At 55.9% G+C, this 19,721-nt stretch carries 23 protein-coding genes, 1 tRNA gene and 1 riboswitch; of the genes, 15 read left to right on the plus strand and 9 right to left on the minus strand.

Going from position 1 to position 19,721, the window contains the following annotated elements; translation table 11 throughout:
- Positions 1–236: 236 nt before the first annotated feature.
- Positions 237–443 carry a helix-turn-helix domain-containing protein gene (locus tag ACR0L9_RS17355; protein WP_480896312.1) on the plus strand — a complete coding sequence of 69 codons (207 nt, stop codon included), beginning with the start codon at positions 237–239 and terminating at the stop codon, positions 441–443.
- A 226-nt stretch (positions 444–669) separates the two neighbouring features.
- Positions 670–1,971 carry a hypothetical protein gene (locus ACR0L9_RS17360; protein WP_480896277.1) on the plus strand — a complete coding sequence of 434 codons (1,302 nt, stop codon included), beginning with the start codon at positions 670–672 and terminating at the stop codon, positions 1,969–1,971.
- 338 nt (positions 1,972–2,309) lie between these two features.
- Here ACR0L9_RS17360 and ACR0L9_RS17365 read toward each other — a convergent pair.
- A tRNA-Lys gene (locus ACR0L9_RS17365) sits at positions 2,310–2,385 on the minus strand.
- A 209-nt stretch (positions 2,386–2,594) separates the two neighbouring features.
- On the opposite strand from ACR0L9_RS17365, the gene dapF reads away from it, so the two are divergent.
- Together dapF and mtaB are read left to right on the plus strand one after the other, a co-directional pair.
- On the plus strand, positions 2,595–3,437 hold the full coding sequence (dapF, locus tag ACR0L9_RS17370) for a diaminopimelate epimerase (protein ID WP_480896278.1): 843 nt from the start codon (positions 2,595–2,597) through the stop codon (positions 3,435–3,437).
- On the plus strand, positions 3,434–4,690 hold the full coding sequence (gene mtaB / locus ACR0L9_RS17375) for a tRNA (N(6)-L-threonylcarbamoyladenosine(37)-C(2))-methylthiotransferase MtaB (RefSeq protein WP_480896279.1): 1,257 nt from the start codon (positions 3,434–3,436) through the stop codon (positions 4,688–4,690). Before dapF ends, mtaB begins: the two co-directional genes overlap by 4 nt.
- A 144-nt stretch (positions 4,691–4,834) precedes the next feature.
- Here the strand turns inward: mtaB and ACR0L9_RS17380 are convergent, their stop codons facing one another.
- Genes ACR0L9_RS17380 through petA form a run of 3 tightly spaced genes read right to left on the minus strand, consistent with a single transcriptional unit; the run spans position 4,835 to position 7,568 of the window.
- Positions 4,835–5,620 (minus strand): cytochrome c1, encoded by a 786-nt coding sequence (locus ACR0L9_RS17380; RefSeq protein ID WP_170398299.1) that lies wholly within the window; start codon positions 5,618–5,620, stop codon positions 4,835–4,837.
- 17 nt (positions 5,621–5,637) lie between these two features.
- On the minus strand, positions 5,638–6,969 hold the full coding sequence (petB, locus tag ACR0L9_RS17385) for a cytochrome b (RefSeq protein WP_170398296.1): 1,332 nt from the start codon (positions 6,967–6,969) through the stop codon (positions 5,638–5,640).
- Positions 6,970–6,983: 14 nt separating this feature from the next.
- The gene (petA, locus tag ACR0L9_RS17390; RefSeq protein ID WP_170398293.1) at positions 6,984–7,568 is read right to left on the minus strand and encodes a ubiquinol-cytochrome c reductase iron-sulfur subunit; all 585 of its coding nucleotides are present in this window, start codon (positions 7,566–7,568) and stop codon (positions 6,984–6,986) included.
- 485 nt (positions 7,569–8,053) lie between these two features.
- Here petA and ACR0L9_RS17395 point away from each other — a divergent pair, with 485 nt between their 5' ends.
- Positions 8,054–8,500, plus strand: a complete 447-nt coding sequence (locus ACR0L9_RS17395; protein WP_170425585.1) for a c-type cytochrome — start codon at positions 8,054–8,056, stop codon at positions 8,498–8,500.
- 22 nt (positions 8,501–8,522) lie between these two features.
- Here the strand turns inward: ACR0L9_RS17395 and ACR0L9_RS17400 are convergent, their stop codons facing one another.
- On the minus strand, positions 8,523–9,137 hold the full coding sequence (locus ACR0L9_RS17400; protein ID WP_170595101.1) for an FMN-binding negative transcriptional regulator: 615 nt from the start codon (positions 9,135–9,137) through the stop codon (positions 8,523–8,525).
- Between the two features lie 55 nt (positions 9,138–9,192).
- A riboswitch (FMN riboswitch) is annotated at positions 9,193–9,339 on the plus strand.
- Between the two features lie 72 nt (positions 9,340–9,411).
- Between ACR0L9_RS17400 and ACR0L9_RS17405 the strand changes: the two genes are divergently transcribed.
- The 5 genes from ACR0L9_RS17405 to cobO all read left to right on the plus strand — a co-directional run bounded on the left by ACR0L9_RS17405 (position 9,412) and on the right by cobO (position 13,358).
- The gene (locus tag ACR0L9_RS17405) at positions 9,412–9,852 is read left to right on the plus strand and encodes a 6,7-dimethyl-8-ribityllumazine synthase (RefSeq protein WP_170733830.1); all 441 of its coding nucleotides are present in this window, start codon (positions 9,412–9,414) and stop codon (positions 9,850–9,852) included.
- Positions 9,853–9,963: 111 nt separating this feature from the next.
- Positions 9,964–11,064 carry a chorismate synthase gene (gene aroC, locus ACR0L9_RS17410; protein ID WP_170733829.1) on the plus strand — a complete coding sequence of 367 codons (1,101 nt, stop codon included), beginning with the start codon at positions 9,964–9,966 and terminating at the stop codon, positions 11,062–11,064.
- Positions 11,027–11,710: an HD domain-containing protein gene (locus ACR0L9_RS17415; protein WP_480896280.1), complete on the plus strand. Its 684-nt coding sequence runs from the start codon at positions 11,027–11,029 to the stop codon at positions 11,708–11,710. Before aroC ends, ACR0L9_RS17415 begins: the two co-directional genes overlap by 38 nt.
- Positions 11,711–11,764: 54 nt before the next feature.
- Entirely contained in the window at positions 11,765–12,700 is a 936-nt protein-coding gene (locus ACR0L9_RS17420; protein ID WP_170613150.1) for a DMT family transporter, read from the plus strand.
- Positions 12,701–12,758: 58 nt separating this feature from the next.
- Entirely contained in the window at positions 12,759–13,358 is a 600-nt protein-coding gene (gene cobO / locus ACR0L9_RS17425) for a cob(I)yrinic acid a,c-diamide adenosyltransferase (protein ID WP_170625409.1), read from the plus strand.
- Here the strand turns inward: cobO and ACR0L9_RS17430 are convergent.
- From ACR0L9_RS17430 to ACR0L9_RS17445, 4 genes are all read right to left on the minus strand, one after another.
- Positions 13,355–13,564 carry a hypothetical protein gene (locus ACR0L9_RS17430; protein WP_170398221.1) on the minus strand — a complete coding sequence of 70 codons (210 nt, stop codon included), beginning with the start codon at positions 13,562–13,564 and terminating at the stop codon, positions 13,355–13,357. The two genes, cobO and ACR0L9_RS17430, sit on opposite strands and share 4 nt — an antisense overlap.
- 269 nt (positions 13,565–13,833) lie before the next feature.
- Complete coding sequence (locus ACR0L9_RS17435; protein ID WP_170664135.1) at positions 13,834–14,199, minus strand: SPW repeat domain-containing protein; 366 nt, start codon at positions 14,197–14,199, stop codon at positions 13,834–13,836.
- A 111-nt stretch (positions 14,200–14,310) separates the two neighbouring features.
- A complete protein-coding gene (locus tag ACR0L9_RS17440) occupies positions 14,311–15,261 on the minus strand; it encodes an AraC family transcriptional regulator (protein ID WP_170408132.1) in 951 nt (316 codons plus the stop codon).
- 116 nt (positions 15,262–15,377) lie between these two features.
- Positions 15,378–16,244, minus strand: a complete 867-nt coding sequence (locus ACR0L9_RS17445) for a branched-chain amino acid aminotransferase (RefSeq protein WP_170819098.1) — start codon at positions 16,242–16,244, stop codon at positions 15,378–15,380.
- A 158-nt stretch (positions 16,245–16,402) separates the two neighbouring features.
- Here ACR0L9_RS17445 and ACR0L9_RS17450 point away from each other — a divergent pair, with 158 nt between their 5' ends.
- From ACR0L9_RS17450 to ACR0L9_RS17470, 5 genes are all read left to right on the plus strand, one after another.
- On the plus strand, positions 16,403–16,915 hold the full coding sequence (locus tag ACR0L9_RS17450; RefSeq protein WP_480896281.1) for a MarR family winged helix-turn-helix transcriptional regulator: 513 nt from the start codon (positions 16,403–16,405) through the stop codon (positions 16,913–16,915).
- Positions 16,912–17,613: a response regulator gene (locus ACR0L9_RS17455; protein WP_170513633.1), complete on the plus strand. Its 702-nt coding sequence runs from the start codon at positions 16,912–16,914 to the stop codon at positions 17,611–17,613. Before ACR0L9_RS17450 ends, ACR0L9_RS17455 begins: the two co-directional genes overlap by 4 nt.
- Positions 17,614–17,682: 69 nt before the next feature.
- Positions 17,683–18,609: a histone deacetylase family protein gene (locus ACR0L9_RS17460; RefSeq protein ID WP_480896282.1), complete on the plus strand. Its 927-nt coding sequence runs from the start codon at positions 17,683–17,685 to the stop codon at positions 18,607–18,609.
- Positions 18,606–18,848 (plus strand): exodeoxyribonuclease VII small subunit, encoded by a 243-nt coding sequence (locus ACR0L9_RS17465; protein ID WP_170613140.1) that lies wholly within the window; start codon positions 18,606–18,608, stop codon positions 18,846–18,848. Before ACR0L9_RS17460 ends, ACR0L9_RS17465 begins: the two co-directional genes overlap by 4 nt.
- Positions 18,849–19,715, plus strand: a complete 867-nt coding sequence (locus tag ACR0L9_RS17470; protein ID WP_170625405.1) for a polyprenyl synthetase family protein — start codon at positions 18,849–18,851, stop codon at positions 19,713–19,715.
- Positions 19,716–19,721 lie beyond the last annotated feature (6 nt).

Below are 19,721 nucleotides of genomic sequence, written 5' to 3' on the forward strand. Positions count from 1 at the left end.
GACTCTGTCGATATGTTCACGAGGGCCTGCATCGTGACACCACTATTCTGAATAGCATGCTCTTTGGAAAGCAACGCTGCCGAAGGCAAACAGCAAGAAGGTAAGCAAATTTCTTAGCAAGTTAGATAGCCTTATTCCAAAATGGGATTATTCTAACTTGGGATTGTCAGGTCGCCAACGACTGATCAGTACGGCACCTGAAATTGAAATCCCTCAGAACCAGAGAGCATCAAATTTTGATAGCTGGCCTCAAGGAGGCCAGACTCCAAGCAGGCTTGACGCAAGCGCAGCTTGCGGAACGTCTGGGCACTGTTCAGTCCTTCGTTGCTAAATCAGAAACTGGTGAACGACGAATGGACGTGGTCGAATTTGCAAGATGGGCGGATGTAACGACCGGCATTGAGGCATTCTGCAAAATTCTCACAGAGATGGTAGAACCATAGTGTACTTCTCGGGCAGACTCTCTGACGACATAGGAAAGAAAAATGGCACTTTTTCTGAAACTGGCGTCCAAGTCCAAAGGCTAAAGAACTCTGCGCGGCAAAGAAGCGGACGATCGCAATGACGGGCATAAATGTCCAAGTTGCGGGACAAAGTGTCATTTCGCCGCGGTTGCGCCTATGTCTGTTATCCGGACACTGATAGTATAAGCAGATTGCATAGGAGAAATTGGCTCCTAACCATAACCTTTGTCATGTCGAGATCAAAATGGCGCTTAATTGCCTTTATTATCCGTATTCAAGACCACGCAACCTTTCCTCTGTAAAGCGATCAATTCTCCTGTTCGATGAAGTTGCCTTTCTTGACAGCCAACCAGACTATGTCCGAAAGCAGATCGCCCAAGAAGACTCTTTGGATTGCGAACAATCGAGGGAATTGGAGGACGTATCTACCGCCATTTCGTTCGGAATTAGTGAGGGAGTAGTACGCCTAGTTGATACTACCCCAGCTATCCGCGAGCACGGTTCAATTTTGACTTCCGCGACAGTTGCTGACGTAGCAAACGACAGATTTGCGGCTGCGTCACTCGCTGAGGGTACTTCAGTTTGGAGTATGTTGTCTGACCGTTTGCCCGAAGGTTTCGTCGGTGCGTTTTATCCGGGTGCCGGAACATTTCTCGAAAGCTACTCGCTGCAAGCATCTATAAACAGTTCTGGCAAAGCCCCTGCCGACATAGAGCGGTTTCGAAAATTTCGTTGGGGCGACATCCAAGCTAACGATGCTTGGGAGAAGCTAAGGAACTTCAGGCATGTAATCGGTGGCAATCCTCATAGGAGTCTCCCGGCTTATGAAGTTCCATCCTTGGCTGCGTCGGCGTTGCGAATAAACGAGGCGCTTGTTGTGTCGTCCGCTCTTGGCTATGTCCCCTTTACCGATAGCCCCCTTCACGATCGACTCTTGCGGATAAAAATTGAAAGTGCCGTTGCGGCTGACCATTCTGGCCAACTTGTTTTGCAACTGACAGAGGCAGCGACCGAAAGTGTGCTTCAAGCCAATCTTTCGAAAATCCTTTGCGAACGATTAGTTTCTGAGGAAGAGATCTCAAAAAAGAGTATCCCTGACATTCTTCAGTACAGAGAGAAAAATCAACGCTCTCTCGCAAGAATGCGGCGCGCAATCGCAGAACTCAGCTATCAGTTAGCCAGAAATTCAGATGGGCAAAGCTTAGGACATCGGATCGAAAGAACTGTTGACACAAAAATCATCGGAGAACTGGAAAGAGCTCAAGACGAGTTGCTTTCAAACTGGAATGACTTCTTCGGCAAAGTCACGATTAGAACGGGTTCAGCCGGGGTGGCAGCGATGGCAGTGAGCACCTTTGCTGGCTTAGACCTTTTTGGAGTCGTCAGCGCAGCAGCTACTGCGGGTGCTGCAATGTTAGGCACCAAGGGTGTTGAAGACAGAATTAAGCTGTTTGAATCTAACAGGAAAGCTAACCGGAATGACTTTAGTTTTCTTTCCCAATTCTAACGAGACTGATGCAAAGAACCATTGCGGGTGCAGTTTGCATTTAGGGTGATCTGAAGGGAAAGTTCATAGCGTAGCCGTTCTAGTTTTCTGCGCTCATTTGGAAGTTGCACGCGACAGTTGGTTGCCACTCTGTACATTGTCAGTGTACCAAAAATTCTTTCAAATGTCAAAAAACATTTAAATAACAATGTCTTACGGGATCAGCATAAGAGGGAATCCACGCACTCAACGAAACGGTTTTCTACACGTTTCTACGTCAATCGATGCCGCGTGGTTACTAGGTGGTTGCTGTAGGCGTGAGAAATTCTCGCCTATTCTTGCTAACCCTTTTAAAAAAGTGGTGAGCCGTGCAGGATTCGAACCTGCGACCCACTGATTAAAAGTCAGTTGCTCTACCAACTGAGCTAACGGCCCACTCTTCTTAGGATCTCTTCGATCCGCAGCACTCTGTAAGGTAAATACCCGACCGGGTTCAAGACCTTATTTCGTACTTCAGTTCGCCGTCATTCGTATGAGTTCGGCGCCCCGATAGGCGGCCTAATTAGGCAGGTGGAACTGGGGGGTCAACCCCTTTTTTCAGGAATCTACGCGACAGGGTGGATTCATGTCCGGACCGGCGTTATATGCCCGCCATGCAACAGATACTCGACACCGGTTTGGCTTTCATGAAGATGCACGGGTTGGGCAACGACTTTGTCGTTGTCGATGCGCGCGCGCATGCCGTGCCGGTCACCTCGGCCCTTGCCAGGGGAATCGGGCACCGGCAGTTCGGCGTGGGATTCGATCAGTTGGCGGTTATCGAACGCGGTGAAGCGGATGCGCATCTGGTGTTCTACAATGCCGACGGGTCGACTTCGGCTGCGTGCGGCAACGCCACGCGCTGTATCGCCCGGTTTTTGATGAACGAAACAGGCAAATCCGAACTCACGCTCACAACTGAACGCGGCACACTGCAGGCCCGCGACGCTGGCGATGGACTGACGTCGGTGAATATGGGGCACCCCCAACTTCTTTGGAACGAGATTCCCCTGGCGGAAGAGATGGACACGCTGGAACTGCCGATAGAAGGTGGTCCAACAGCGACCGGCATGGGCAACCCGCACTGCACTTTCTTTGTCGACAACGCCGAGGCCATTCCGATGGAAGAGTTCGGCGCGCGTTACGAATACCATCCACTCTATCCCGAACGCACCAATGTTCAGGTCGCACAGATAGTCACACCCGACCACATCCGCATGCGGGTGTGGGAGCGAGGAGTGGGGATCACTCTGGCCTCGGGGTCATCGTCTTGTGCCACGGCCGTCGCTGCAGCACGCAGAGGTCTCACTGGGCGCAAAGTACAAGTTGACCTGGATGGCGGCACAATCTGGATCGACTGGCGCGAGGATGGGGTCTGGATGACGGGACCCACAGCCCATGTGTTTTCGGGCACGCTGACGCCTGAATACCTGAGGTCACTGGAATGAACCCGCCTAAGTTCAGCACTCTGGGCTGCCGCCTGAACGCCTATGAGACCGAAGCGATGAAAGAACTGTCTCAGCAGGCTGGCCTAACGGATGCTGTGATCGTCAACACCTGCGCGGTGACCGCCGAGGCCGTCCGCAAGGCGCGGCAGGAGATTCGCAAGCTGCGCCGCGAAAACCCCTCGGCACGTCTGATCGTCACCGGGTGCGCGGCGCAAACCGAGCCGCAGACCTTTGCTGCTATGGACGAAGTAGACGCGGTCATCGGCAACACCGAAAAGATGCAACCGGATACCTGGAAAGGCATGGCCGCCGATTTCATCGGTCAGACCGAGGCGATTCAGGTTGACGACATCATGTCTGTCACGGAAACCGCCGGGCATCTGATTGATGGCTTCGGAACCCGCTCACGCGCCTATGTACAGGTTCAGAATGGCTGCGATCATCGCTGCACCTTCTGTATTATCCCTTACGGCCGGGGCAATTCTCGCAGCGTCCCTGCGGGCGTTGTGGTGGATCAGATCAAACGATTGGTCGATAGGGGCTACAACGAAGTTGTTCTGACCGGGGTCGATCTGACCTCATGGGGCGCGGATCTGCCCGCTCAGCCGAAACTGGGCGATCTCGTGATGCGTATCCTTAAACTGGTGCCCGATCTGTCTCGTCTGCGCATCAGCTCAATCGACTCGATCGAAGTCGACGAGAACCTGATGCATGCCATCGCGACCGAGCCGCGCCTGATGCCCCATTTACATCTGTCCTTGCAGCATGGCGACGATCTGATCCTGAAGCGCATGAAACGCCGCCACCTGCGCGAAGATGCGATTCGTTTCACTGAAGACGCCATCAAACTACGACCCGACATGACTTTTGGCGCGGACATCATCGCTGGCTTCCCGACCGAGTCCGAGACTCATTTCGAGAATTCCCTCAAGCTCGTCACCGAGTGCAACCTGACCTGGCTGCATGTATTCCCCTATTCCAAACGCGAAGGCACTCCGGCAGCCCGCATACCGCAACAGATCAACAGCAATGTCATCAAACAACGCGCCGCGCGCCTACGCGCCGCCGGCGATGCACAGGTCATCAAGCATCTGACGGCACAGATCGGCAAAACCCACAATATCCTGATGGAAAATCCCACAATGGGCCGCACCGAACAATTTGCCGAAGTAACCTTCGGCAACGCCCAACCCGAAGGCGAGATCGTAATCGCGACGATCCGGGGGCACAGCAAAGCTCAATTACAAGTGTGATCCGTTGTTCATCTGGCCCAAAATACCTCGGGGATGAATTGGCCGCAGGCCAAGAAGGGGCTGGCCCCTTCCACACCATCGCAACAAAAAAAACCCCCGTCACCGTGATGGCGCGGGGGTTTAGTTTTTAGTTATACGTCGACCTTAGTCCAGACGTTTGCCCTTTATCGGTGCCCACAGGCGCTTGTTCACAAGGTACAGCAGAACAGACAGAACTGTCAGGAACAGAACACCGACGAAACCGGCATTTTTGCGCTCCATCATTTTCGGCTCGGCGCTCCACATCAAGAAGGCTGCTATGTCTTCGGACATTGCCTCAACGGTTGCAGGATGTCCGTCGGCAAATTCAACCTGATCTTCTGCCAGCGGCGGAGCCATGGAAATCCAACCACCGGGGAAGGCCTTGTTCTCATAGAGAACAGTACCGGCTTCTTCCTTTTCTTCACCGGTATAACCATCCAGAAGCGAGGCAATATATTCCGCGCCCCCCATGCCTTTGACCAGCTGGTTGATGCCCAGACCGTAAGGACCATGGAAACCGGCACGGGCCTTCGCCATCAGGCTCAGGTCAGGCGCGCCGACACCGTTGTTGGCCGGGAAGTGGTCGGTCGGGATTGCCGGGCGGAAATCGTCCAGCTCGGGATCGAACACCTCGAAGTTGTCGGCCGCGTAGGTGATGACTTGCTCTTCCGAATACCCCAAATCTTCAAGGGTCCGAAGAGGTACATATTGCAGACCATGGCAGGCTGCGCAGACCTCGGTATAGATCTGTAGGCCGCGCTGAAGCTGGTTCTGATCCCAGGTTCCAAACGGTCCCTCGAACGAGAAGTCGAAATCTTCGATGTGCTGCTCACCGCCACCTGCCGCAAAAGTCGAGGCGGGCGCAAGGGCCAAAGCGAACGCGGCACCGATTGCAAGTTTCTTGAACATGTTTCCGGTCCCTCTTCTTACTCGGCCGGCGTGGCGTCGGCGTTTGCCTTGCCATAATGCGCGTTGAAGTCTTCTTCGATGGTTTCCGGCTGCGCCTCGGGTTTTTCGATGACACCCAGGATCGGCAGGATCACGAAGAAATAGGCGAACCAGTAAGCCGAAGCGATCAGCGAGAAGGTCGCATAGGGCTCTTCCGCGGGCATCGCACCCAGCCACATCAAAGCAAAGAAGTCGATGATCAAAAGGTAGAACCACCATTTGAACATCGGACGATACTTGCCCGAACGCACGGTCGAGGTGTCCAGCCAAGGGGCTAGGGCCATGGCCAGGATCGCACCAAACATCGCAATCACACCAAAGAACTTGGCGTCGATGATGCCGCCGGTGATGAAGCTGGCGAACTGAACGACCCAGACTTCGCCAGTGAACGCACGCAGGATCGCGTAGAATGGCAGGAAGTACCATTCAGGGACGATGTGCGCAGGTGTAACCAGCGGGTTGGCTTCGATGTAGTTATCCGGGTGACCCAAGTAGTTCGGCATGTAGCCCACGATGGCCCAGAACACGACCAGAATGACCGCCAGCGCGAACAGGTCCTTGATCACGAAATAGGGCCAGAACGGCAGCGTGTCTTTCTCTGCCTCGGCTTTCGAGCCACGGCGAACCTCAACACCTGTCGGGTTGTTGTTGCCTGTGGTGTGGAAGGCCCAGATATGCACGATCACAAGCGCCGCGATAACAAACGGCAGAAGGTAGTGCAGCGAGAAAAAGCGGTTCAGAGTGGCGTTGTCCACCGCAGGACCGCCCAGCAACCAGGTCTGGATCGCATCACCAACAAACGGGATCGCACCAAACAGGCCGGTGATCACGGTCGCACCCCAGAAGGACATCTGACCCCAGGGCAGAACGTAGCCCATGAACGCAGTGCCCATCATCATCAGGTAAATGAGCATCCCGATGATCCACGTAATCTCACGCGGGGCTTTGTACGAGCCGTAGAACAGGCCGCGGAAGATGTGGATGTAGACTGCTACAAAGAACAGCGATGCGCCGTTCATGTGCAGATAGCGCAGCATATAGCCGCCGTTCACGTTGCGCATGATGTGTTCGATGCTGGCAAAGGCCAGATCAACATGCGGGGTGTAGTGCATCACCAGAACGATACCGGTGACGATCTGCAACGCCAGGCAGAACGCCAGGACGATGCCCCAGATCCACCACCAGTTCAGGTTCTTGGGGGTTGGGATCATCAGGGTGTCGTAAAGCAGGCCGACGATGGGCAGACGGCTGTTCAGCCACTTCTCGCCATTTGTCTTCGGCTCGTAATGATCGTGGGGAATTCCGGACATAAGTTAGGTCTCCCTTAGCCGAGCTTGATGGTGGTGGCGTCCACCCATTCAACGGGCGGAATGGGCAGGTTTTCAGGCGCGGGGCCTTTGCGGATACGACCGGCAAGATCGTAGTGCGAGCCGTGGCAGGGGCAGAACCAACCGCCAAAGTCGCCAGCATCGCCAAGCGGCACACAACCCAGGTGTGTACAAACACCCATCTGAACGATCCACGCCCCTTCTCCTTCGCCTTCGGGCGAAGGCATGACGCGATTGGCATCGGTCGCTGGTGCGTCGGCGTTCAGGTTGAAGTTACGAGCCAGCGGGTCAGGCAGCGCGTCGACACCTTCAGCGTCCTGCTCCTGAGCTTCCTGAATCTCGGCACCTGTGCGGTGACGGATGAAAACAGGCTTACCCAACCACTTTGCAGTCAGCTGCGTACCCGGCTCTACCCCGCTTACATCCACACGGATCGAGGACAGCGCCTGAACGTCTGCCGATGGGTTCATTTGATTTACCAGGGGCCAAACGGCAGCCCCGGTGGCAACGACACCTGCGCCGCCAGCGACGTAGTAGAGGAAATCTCTGCGGGTGCCTTCGTGGTCTTCAGCTTGGGACACGAGGTTATCTCCGATTATCTGGCGCCCGCGAACGGGCATAAAGCTCGCGCACCGCACAAGTGCGGCGTCTTAAACGGGGTATCTATCGGGGAGAATAGAGTTCGTCCAGCGCTCTTAAACGCGCAATACGCCGCATCTAAGCATTCATGTCACGGTGAAAGGGCAAAATTTCAATCTCAAATGCAGATTTTAACCCTCAGAGCGGCGAATTTGCGCCAGGCAGATGGGACGTGATTCGGCATCGACCCGCGCTGGTAGATCCCCAAATTGAAATCTCCTCACCCTATGCGAACGCCGCCGATTTCACGTGCAGCTCTACCTTAAGAACACTGTATTCCTTCTATTTTAGCGCGATACGATTTCTCTTAAATTATTAATATAAAATAGATATTTCAAACACGTGATTATCTACCAGAATTCGATTGCACTCTAAACGGGAATGCGTGAAAGGCCACAGGCGCAATATTCCCAGCCGGAGATGTTCAATGCTCAAGATAGCAGCAACCGTAGTTTTTGTTTCGTTTCTGACTTCAGTACAGGCGATCGCAGCCGGCGATCCGGCGAAAGGCGAACAGCTCTATAACAGATGCTCTTCGTGCCATGCGATCATCAAAAATGGCGAGGTTCTGGTCAAAGGCGGCATCACCGGGCCGAATCTCTTTGGCGTAGTTGGCCGCACCGCCGGAACTGAGAACGATTATCTTTATGGAAGTGAACGTTTGCCCATCGGGATGTTCACCGACGACATGATCCGCGCCGGGCAAGAAGGGCTTGTGTGGACTGAAGAAAACATCGCCGCCTATTCTCGGGATCCGATCGGGTTCATCAAGGAATATCTGGATGATGACACCGCCCGCCCGAACATGAGCGTCAAGCTGAAAAAAGGCGCAGATGACATCGCTGCTTATCTCGCCACATTCAGCGCTCAATGAATGGAAGGCGAGAACGCGTGCCTCAGGCCTTGCGCATCAACGAGGCCAAGCGCGCCACCTCGCTGCCAAGTCCTGTTGAGTGCACGTGATCAGCCGCGCGATGTCGCGCCTCATCGGGTTTGTTCTGATTCAGCTTCCAAGTGCCGTCGATATCCGAGATCATGAGTCGGCAGGGAACGATCATGCGCATCATTCTATCCAGCGCGTCTGGTGTCATCTTAGACGCCAACCATGGCGGCTTTGGCAGCAGGCGATTTTCAAAGTCTGCCGCCTGCCGGTCGAGCAGATTTCGCAGGTCGTCCGTTGGCCGCATCTCAAGCACTCCAGTCAGATGCACCGCTACATAGTTCCAGGTCGGCACCTGATCATCGACTTCGTACCAGTCAGGCGAGATATACCCATCCGGCCCTAACACAGCGATCTTCGCAGGTTGCGGCTTTTTCAGCGCCCTAACAATCGGATTTGACCGGACCAGATGCAGGTCAGCCGATGAAGCATCCTCGTTCAGAAGAAAGGGAACGTGGCTTAATAACGGTGCATCCGATGTCGACACTGCCAGAACACCAAAGGCGCGGTCACGCGCAAACTCGATGTGACGCTCGCGCGTCTCGGCGCGAAAGGTGGGATTGGGATGCATATTCGTCCTCCTGCCAATTTCTCTTGCAGAAGCGATGTCTCCTTGGCAAGGTCCCACTCGTTCTCAGGGCGGGGCGAAATTCCCCACCGGCGGTATGCGGGCATGACCCGTAAGCCCGCGAGCGGCCCCGGTCTCCGGGGTGTCAGCAGATCTGGTGAGAAGCCAGAGCCGACGGTTACAGTCCGGATGAAAGAGAACGTGCAGCGCGCCGGTAATGCGGTGTGCCTGCTCGTGATCGCCTTGGGTGACGTGTCTGTTACGAAAGGAGATCATGATGACACACACCCGCTATGCTTTTGTCAAAGCCAACTGGCATTCAGATATTGTGGATCGCGCGCTGGATGGGTTTCTCGAACTAATTCCAGCTGATCAGGTTGATGTCTTCGACGTTCCGGGCGCTTTCGAGATGCCCCTGCTGGCCCGTGACCTGGCGCAAACGGGGCGCTACGCCGCCGTAGCCTGCGCTGCCTTTGTAGTGGATGGCGGCATCTACCGGCATGACTTCGTCGCACAAGCGGTTGTCGATGGCTTGATGCGGGCCGGGCTCGATTCAGGTGTTCCGGTCCTGTCGGTCTCGCTGACACCGCATCAGTATCAGGAAACGGATCACCACAACGCCATCTATCGCGCGCATTTCATCGAAAAAGGGCGCGAGGCAGCTCATGCAGCGCTCAAGATCAACGCAACCCGCGCCATGGTGGCTCAAGCCGCCTGATTTATTCCAATCGCGCCGCCCACAGGGCGGCGCTTGCTTCTCTGCAAATGCAAATCCGCTTGAGGACCAAGGCACTCCCCGCTAATCACGTCGCTCAAAGGAGCATGCCCCATGTCGATGAACAGTTTTGGCCACCTCTTCCGCGTTACCACCTGGGGTGAAAGCCACGGGCCCGCCTTGGGGGCCACGGTCGACGGCTGCCCCCCGGGCGTTGAGATTAATGAAGCGATGATCCAGCACTGGCTGGATAAGCGCAAACCGGGTCAGAACAAATTCACCACCCAACGGCGTGAGCCCGATCAGGTGAAGATCCTGTCTGGCGTATTCGAAGGCCAGACAACCGGTACACCTGTGCAGCTGATAATCGAGAACACCGATCAACGCTCAAAAGACTACGGCGACATCATGGACAAGTTCCGTCCGGGACACGCCGACATCACATATTGGCAGAAATACGGGATCCGTGACTATCGCGGCGGCGGGCGCAGCTCCGCACGGGAAACGGCATCACGTGTAGCCGCAGGTGGACTGGCGCGCGAGGCGATCAAGCAGATTGCTCCGAATGTTCAGATCACTGGTTACATGACGCAGATCGGTCCGCACAAAATCAGTCGTGCCAATTTCGACTGGTCGCAGATCGAACAGAATCCATTCTGGACGCCCGACGCCAAAGCAGCCGAAGATTGGGCCGCTTATCTGGACGGCCTGCGCAAATCCGGCAACTCGGTCGGCGCAGTGGTCGAGGTCGTCGCGCGCGGCGTTCCGGCGGGGCTCGGCGCGCCGGTTTATGCCAAGTTAGACACTGATCTGGCTGCAGCCATGATGTCGATAAACGCCGTTAAAGGGGTCGAAATCGGTGAAGGCATGGCCGCCGCCGAACTGACCGGCGAGGCCAATGCTGACGAGATATTCATGGGACAGGACGGCCCTCAATACAGCTCGAACCACGCAGGCGGTATTCTGGGCGGCATTTCGACCGGCCAGGATGTTGTGGTGCGCTTTGCGGTCAAGCCGACCTCGTCCATTCTGACCACCCGCAAGACCATCACCAAATCCGGCGAAGAGACCGAGATCATTACCAAAGGCCGCCACGACCCCTGCGTCGGCATCCGCGCCGTTCCGGTAGGTGAGGCAATGATGGCTTGCGTGATCCTTGATCACCTGCTCCTGCACCGTGGTCAAATCGGCAAGAACCGTGGACGGATTGGCTGATCTGCGCGCTTCGCTGCGCGCGGTCGTCAGGCAACGGATGCAGACGGATCCGGCGCATGATCTGGCGCACCTGGATCGGGTTTGGGTGAATGCGCAGGCGATTGCGGATGATGAAGCCAACCCGCGTGTCTTGCTGGCGGCGTGTTATCTGCATGATCTGATCAACCTGTCAAAAGATGATCCGGATCGGCATCTGGCCTCGATGCGATCCGCCGCTGAATCAGAGCCTATTCTTGAAGAATTCGGCTATTCCACCACTGAAATTGGAGCCGTGCAGCACGCGATTGCCGCCCATAGCTTTTCGGCTAACATCCCGCCCGAAACACTCGAAGCGCGAATACTACGGGATGCCGATCGTCTGGATGCGTTGGGTGCTATCGGTATCGCCCGCAACTTTTCAGTATCGGGCGCCCTGGGACGCACCCTTTATGACCCGTCAGATCCGTTTGCCGAAAACCGTTTGCCGAATGACCTGATTTTTTCAATCGATCACTGGCAAATAAAACTGCTGCGCTTACCCAATGATATGCTGACCGAAAAAGGCAGGGCTATCGCGCAGGACCGAGCCGCGCGGATGATGAGGTTTCTAAAGGACCTGTCAGAGGAAATCGGAGCTCCGCTTCCACTAGACTGGTCCAATCTCTGATACGTCAACTTTGGCCAGTTGATCTTTCCGCCTCAAAGGCGCAGGTTCGCGACCATGGCGAAATCCTTAACATCGCATCGTCCGGCATTGGCCGTGGCGCTCAAGCTCAGTGCGCTCGTGCTGTTCACGACGATGTCTGCATTGGTCAAGGCTTTGTCAGATGATTTCCCGCCGGGAGAGATGGTGTTTTTTCGCTCGCTTTTCGCGATTCCGGTTATCATCGCCTGGCTGGTCTGGCGAGGAGAGCTGGTGCATGGCTTTGTTGTCAAGAAGCCGATGGGCCATTTCTGGCGCGGGGTTCTGGGAACCTCTGCGATGGGGCTGACCTTTACTGGTCTTAGCCTGTTGCCGCTGCCCGAGGTAACCGCCATCGGATATGCAACCCCTATCTTCACGCTGATTCTGGCAGCAATCATGTTGGGCGAGCGGATACGAATGATTCGTATCGGGGCCGTCGCGCTTGGCCTTGTCGGCGTTCTGATCATGATCTGGCCCCGGCTGGGTTCAGGCACTGCCGAAACCGCCGCAACAATAGGTGCGCTTTGCGTGCTGGCTGCAACCGTTGCCCGTGCCTTTGTGCAGATACATATTCGCCAACTGGTACAGGTGGATCATCCCGCCGCAATCGTGTTCTATTTCTCTCTCACAGCGACCTTGCTTTCGGGTCTCACAGTGTTTTGGGGCTGGGTTATCCCGACATGGGAGCAAGCCACATTGCTGGTGACAATCGGCCTGATCGGCGGAGTGGCGCAGATTCTGGTGACCTCGTCCTACAAGTTTGGACAAGCGTCAATGCTGGCACCTTATGACTACACCACAATGCTGTTCGCCATTGTCATTGGTTATTTCTGGTTCGATGAGTTGCCAACCCTGGTGATGCTGGGCGGCGCGGCGTTGGTGATTGCAGGCAACGTCGTGGTGATCCTGCGTGAACGACAACTTGGCCTTGATCGGACCAAAGCGCGATCAGCAACGGATCCCAAAGCCTGACTTTACCTTTCGCAATCTTTCCCTAGGTTGGGTCGCGATACACCTATGAGGTTTCCCGATGAGCGACGCACAGAACCACAAAGAAAAGATGCAAGAGGTGCAAGCCAAGCACCGCAAGAAAGTCTCGGAAGCGGTCGATCCCGGCCGGGGACTGGTGCTGATCAATACAGGTAAGGGCAAGGGAAAATCCTCGGCTGCGTTTGGCGTGGTGATCCGGGCATTGGGCTGGGGCCAGAAAGTGGCTGTGGTTCAGTTCATCAAGGGCAAGTGGAAAACCGGTGAGCGCAGGTTCTTTGAGGGACGCGATCTGGTCACCTGGCACACGATGGGCGAAGGGTTTACCTGGGATACGCAGGACCGCGAGCGCGACATCGCGGCAGCGACTTCGGCCTTCAACAAGGCCTGTGATCTGATGAAAAGCGGCGACTACGATCTGGTTGTCCTCGACGAGATCAATATCGCCCTGCGCTACGAATACCTTTCAGTAGACACTGTTATTGAAGGGCTTCAGACCCGATCAGACAAAACCAGTGTGTTCCTGACTGGCCGGGATGCCCCGCAAGCCCTCAGGGACTATGCGGATCTGGTAACCGAGATGACCGAAGAAAAACACCCGTTCCAAGCCGGCATCAAAGCCCAACGTGGTGTGGATTTCTAGGCCCGCGCACCACCCTCATTCAGCGCGCGCATCGAATCGCGCCTGACTGCGTACATCGTTGCGGCTGAGCGTTCTTCGAGCGCCCGGCAGCGCTCGGCGTTGCAGGTCTTGTGATCGAGATAGGCCGCGACTTCTGAGGTTAGCGCGTCGCAATCACACGATGCACAGCAGGGATCGGCCATCAGTTCTTCAAATCGATCACGCAATCGCGGGCTCCTTTGGTCGTTCCCGGGGCGATGGCGGGCTTTCACATCTGCTTTTGCTGAGCCCACAGATCGCCCCGGAACCAGTTGCTTGATGGTGTCATCTGGCGTTGCGTTATATCTGATGGTTTTTGTCGGAAAATTCAAGCCTGAAAATCTGATGCAACAGGGGCGACCCATTGGGGCAAATTTGGCCTTATTAGTGTCTAAAACAAAAAAAGGCCATCCGGATGCCCGCATGGCCCAGCTGATCGCTACGGTTCTGACTCACTTCAAGCAATAGCGCTCTGTTCGGGCGCGCTGAGCGAGATCACCACAACGACTGCGGCCCCGTTCACCCAGTAGAACAACGCATCAAGCCCAGAAAATCCAAACAGGCTGGGCGCAAACAGGAACGTGACGCCGACAAGCAGATCAACAGCCAAGTGGAACTTGTATGGCAGAACCCGCCAAATCCCAAGGTGATGGTCTGTCAGAACGGTCAGCACGAATGCTGCAATGCCGGTCACAACGGACAGCCAGAGTGCCAGCGGGTTGGACTGGCCCAACCCCAGTACAAAAGGCAAAACCATCAGCGCAATCGCAACCGGGTAGTCAAGATAGGCATGGACAGAGCGGGTGACAAAACGCAGGGACATGTGAACTTCCTTTCTTCAATCAGTGATGATCAAAGATTAGGGGCGCGCGATTGAACGTAACATCTCAGTTCGTTTTGCATTTATTGCAGATCGTTCAATTGATCAGTACGATTAGTGCATCGCACGGTACGCGGCGGGCGACAGTCCGACCTGCTTCTTAAACACGCGTGAAAACGCAGCCTCGGACGCGTATCCCACTTCTGCTGCGGCATCCGCAACGTTCCAGCGATTTTCGGTCAACCCATGGCAGGCGATCTGCATCCGCCAGTCCGTCAGGTACTGCATCGGGGTAGTCCCCATCTTTTGTGAGAAAAGCTGCGCAAATGCGGTGCGTGACATTGCTGCTTCTCGCGCGAGCATCGCAACGCTCCACTCCTGCGCCGGAGACTGGTGAAATGCAGTCAGCGCCCGCGAGATGCGCGGATCGGCAAATCCGGCAAGCGCGGCATCATGAGGACTTTGATGTTCAAGGTATGCCCGGATCGCTTGCGCAAACAGCACTTCGGACAGTTTCAGCGCGATCAGGTCACCGCCGATACGAGCACCGGACACTTCAGATCCGATCATACGCAATGTCGCCTCGATCCAGGCACCCGCTTCTTCACCGTAATTCTCGATCAGTATAAAAGGTGGCAACCGGTCGATCAGCATATGACCGGTTCCGTTTCGCCCGGCTGGCCCGGTGAATGAGAAATGTCCGCAAATCAGTTGCGTATCGCGCTCGTCTTCCTCACCGCCATAGACCAGGACACCATCGCCTTTGTAGCCTGACAGCTCTAACACCCGCTCAAGGGGCAAGGCATCATAGGGTTTGACTTCATTACACAGCAGCGCATGCGGCGCACCGTGGGGAATAAGAATCAGATCACCCTGCCGCAACCGCAAGGTCTCGCCGGTTGTTGGCAGGTGCACCTTCAATTCACCGCGTTGCACAAAGTGAAACCGGGCCACGTTCTCGAAACCCGGCACCTGTATCCCAAACGGCGGAGTAAAGGATGTGCGGAAATAAAATGTGCCACGCAGAGACAGGCGTGTAAGGATATCGCTGAGAAGATCTAACATGAGCCAACGATACGGCTTGGCCCGGCAGCGTCCATACCTTCGAACGATCTGCATGCATATTTGCATGATCTGCAATCAAAACCCCCGCCTGAGCGGGGGTTCAATACGGTGTTAACTTACGCGCGGACCAATTTCTCGTAATCTTCGGCGATTTCGCGGGTCAGATCGCCAACCTCGAAGGTATAATCGCCGATCTGCCCGACAGGTGTAACCTCGGCTGCAGTGCCAGTCAGCCAGCATTGCTCGAAATCGGCCATCTCCTCGGGACGGATCCGACGTTCATGAACAGTGATGCCCTTGTCTTTCAGCATCTGGATCACCGTCTGACGAGTGATGCCGTTGAGGAAGCAATCGGCCAGCGGGGTGTGCACTTCGCCATCCTTAACGAAGAAGACATTTGCCCCCGTCGCCTCGGCGACATTGCCATTATAATCCATGAACAAAGCGTCCGAGCAGCCTTTGGCCTCAGCTTTGTGTTTGGAAATGGTGCAGATCATGTAAAGACCTGCTGCCTTGGCATGGACTGGAATGGTTTCCGGACTGGGTCGTTTCCACTCGGCGATGTCCAACTTGGCGCCTTGCATCTTAGCGTCACCGTAATAGGCACCCCAAGGCCAAACAGCGATGGCCATCCGAACCGGATTCTTGGCGGACGCCACACCCATATCCTCGCCCGAGCCACGCCAGACCAGCGCACGTACATACGCATCTTGAAGACCACTGGTTTTGAGCGCTTCTTCCTTGGCGGCCTCGATCTCATCGACCGAGTATGGCATCGGCATATCCAGCGCCTCTGCCGACGCGATCAGGCGTTCGGAATGCTCGCGGCTTTTGAAGATCTTGCCGTTGTAAGCGCGCTCACCCTCGAACACCGAAGACGCATAATGCATCGCGTGGGACAGGATGTGCACATTGGCCTCACGCCAGGGCACCAATTCGCCATCCATCCAGATGACACCGTCGCGATCGTCATATCCAGCCATGCGAAACCTCCTGAACCGGTCGATATTTCCGAATGTTGCGCCGTTTAGGTCCGTATCGGACACAATGTTGCGCAAAAACTGCGATTCGATACCTGTGCGCTCTTGGAATGTCAATAAGGCTGACATAAAGTCAGATTATATTGCGAATGAGGCCCAACATGACCGACATCCGTCCCGCCCCGGTCTTTGGCGGAGAAAGCCTGTTGTTTCTGACAGATGAACAACTGAGGCAGGGCATCGAGGCCATGTTTTTTGCCTATCGAGGTTTTACCGCTGATCCTGATCGCATCCTGACTGAATTGGCCTATGGCCGGGCGCATCACCGGGCCATCCACTTTATCAACCGAGCGCCGGGAACGACGGTGAACAATCTGCTGGCCATATTGGGTGTCACGAAGCAATCGCTGAATCGCGTCCTGCGCAGCCTGATTGAAGATGGGTTGGTCGAAAGCCGGGTCGGAACAGTGGACAAACGCGAACGCCACCTATTTTTGACGGATAAGGGAAAGGCACTCGAGGCCAAACTATCTGACGCCCAGCGCGCCCGGATGCGTGCGGCCTTCAAAGATGCGGGCCCCGAAGCGGTGGCCGGGTTTCGCAAAGTGCTTGAAGCGATGATGGATGCTGATATGCGTCGTGCATATACGAAACTGCGGGATACGACTTCATGAGCGAAATGGACGCCCATCTTCTGATCGTCGACGATGACGAGCGTATTCGTGATTTGCTCAAGAAATTCCTGATGCGCAGCGGTTTTCTTGTAACCGCGGCGCGGGATGCAGCGCACGCACGGCGGGTTTTGTCGGGGCTCGATTTCGACTTGATTGTACTGGATGTGATGATGCCCGGCGAAGACGGCGTTAGCCTGACCCGATCCCTGCGCGACACCCATTCCACCCCGATCCTGCTTTTGACGGCCAAGGGCGAGACCGAGCATCGGATTGCCGGGCTTGAGGCGGGCGCGGATGACTATCTGGCCAAGCCATTCGAGCCGAAAGAGTTGCTGCTGAGGATCAACGCCATTCTGCGTCGGATGCCAGAGACACCTGCACAGGACACGGCGGCGAAGATTCTACATCTTGGGCCCATTCGCTATGATATCGAACGCGGTGAGATGTGGCAGGGCGAAGACCCGGTGCGCCTAACCGCGACCGAAAGCCAGTTGATGAAAATATTCTCGGCTCAACCCGGCGAACCGATCAGCCGGGCCAAGCTGGTCGAAGATCTGGGGCGTGACAAAGGTCAGGCACAGGAGCGCGCTGTGGACGTACAGATCACCCGCTTGCGTCGGAAGCTTGAGCAAGATCCGAAGCAACCCCGGTATCTGCAGACCGTACGGGGTGCAGGGTATATGTTGGCACCGGATTGATTTTGCCGCTGCGCGGCGATCTTAAGCCTTCGGCGAAGGTATTTTTAGCCAGATGAAGATGGGATCCTGATGAAAACCGCCCTATTGACCCATGCAGATTGTTTGCACCATGTGACACCTGAGGGACATCCGGAACGGGTTGCGCGGTTGGAGCATATCCTGCATGCGCTTGAGGGGCTGGATGTTCAGCGTGTGACGGCGCCGTTGGCGGCGGATGATGATCTGCTAAGGGTGCATCCGCAGAACCATATCAGCGATATTCTCGACCATAGGCCCCCGGATGGGTTCAAGCAGATTGATGGGGATACGTTCATGTCTCCGGGATCTGTTGATGCGGCCTATCGTGCGGCGGGCGCGGTGGTGCGGGCCGTTGATTTGGTACTGACCGGCGAAGCGCCGAACGCGTTTTGCGCTATTCGGCCTCCGGGGCATCATGCCGAGACCGAGACGGCCATGGGGTTCTGCCTGTTTGGGAATGCCGCGCTGGCTGCAAAGCACGCGTTGGATCATCACGGGTTGAACCGCGTGGCAGTGGTGGATTTCGACGTGCATCATGGCAATGGCACGCAAAACCTGCTTTGGGATGAGAAACGCGCTTTGGTGATCACCAGCCAGCAGATGCCCTTATGGCCCGGCTCGGGCCGCCCGGATGAGACCGGTGCTTATGAAACCGTTTTGAACATACCACTGGCTCCGGGCACGGGTGGGGCCGAGATGCGGGGAGCCTATGAGGCGCAAGCCTTTCCGCGTCTGCGGGCGTTTAGGCCGGAACTGATCATTATTTCCGCTGGGTTTGATGCGCATCAGGATGATCCGTTGGCCAATCTCAATTGGTCCACGGGCGATTTCGCCTGGATCACGGCGGAGCTGTGCAAGATTGCCGATGACGTGTGTGATGGCCGTATCGTCTCGACTCTGGAAGGCGGTTATGATCTGAACGCATTGGCCGAGGCGACACGCGCCCATGTGGAAGAACTGATAAAGGCAGCACGATGACCGATACCCCAGTTGAACAGATGACGTTCGAACAAGCGATGAAAGAGCTTGAGGCCGTGGTTGGCCAGTTGGAACGTGGTGATGTGGCGCTGGATCAATCGATTGCGCTGTACGAACGTGGCGCCGCATTGAAGAAGCGCTGCGAGGATGAGCTGAAGCGTGCTGAGGAAAAAGTGGCCGCGATCACTCTGGACGCAGGTGGTCAGCCAACCGGGACGACGCCTGTCGAAGGTCAGTAAATGTTTCGTGAAAAGCTGGCACAGGATGCCGCGCTGATTCAGAGCCATTTCGATTTGGTTCTGAGCGCGCTGGATGATCTGGATGTGACACGGGCCATGGCCTATGCCACCGAGGGCGGCAAGCGTCTGCGAGGGTTTATGGTATTGGAAAGCGCGCGGTTGCTTGGCGTCGATACAGCTCGGGCAATCTGGCCAGCGACGGGTATCGAAGCGCTGCATGCATACTCTCTGGTCCATGACGACCTGCCTTGCATGGATGATGACGACCTGAGGCGTGGACGCCCAACGGTGCACGTGAAATGGGATGAGGGCACCGCCGTTCTGGCCGGGGATGCGCTGCAGACACTTGCGTTTGAGCTTTGCACGCGGCCAGAGGTCGGAAATGCTGAAATACGCGCTGAACTGGCTCTAACACTGGCAAAAGCGAGCGGCGCACAGGGTATGGTTCTGGGTCAGGCGCTGGATATCGCCGCTGAGACGGCGGCGGAGCCGCTGACACTGGATGAGATTACACATCTGCAAGCGGGCAAGACCGGTGCGTTGATCGAATGGTCCGCCTGTGCGGGTGCGCGATTGGCGCAGGCCGATCCCACCCCCTTGCGCCAATATGCCCAGGCGCTTGGGCTTGCCTTTCAGATCGCGGATGACATTTTGGATGTCGAAGGAGATGCCGAAAAGGCCGGAAAGCGGCTGCAGAAAGACGCCGAGGCGGGCAAAGCGACCTTTGTCTCGCTACTTGGTCTGGACGCCGCCAGATCCCGTGCAATTGAGCTTGTGGATCAGGCTTGTGCTGCGCTGGACGAACATGGCCCCGCTGCAGAAACCTTGAAGCAGGCTGCCCGCTTCGTTATTGCCCGGGACAGCTAAGCCAGG

It is taken from the genome of Ruegeria sp. I3 (assembly GCF_056532525.1).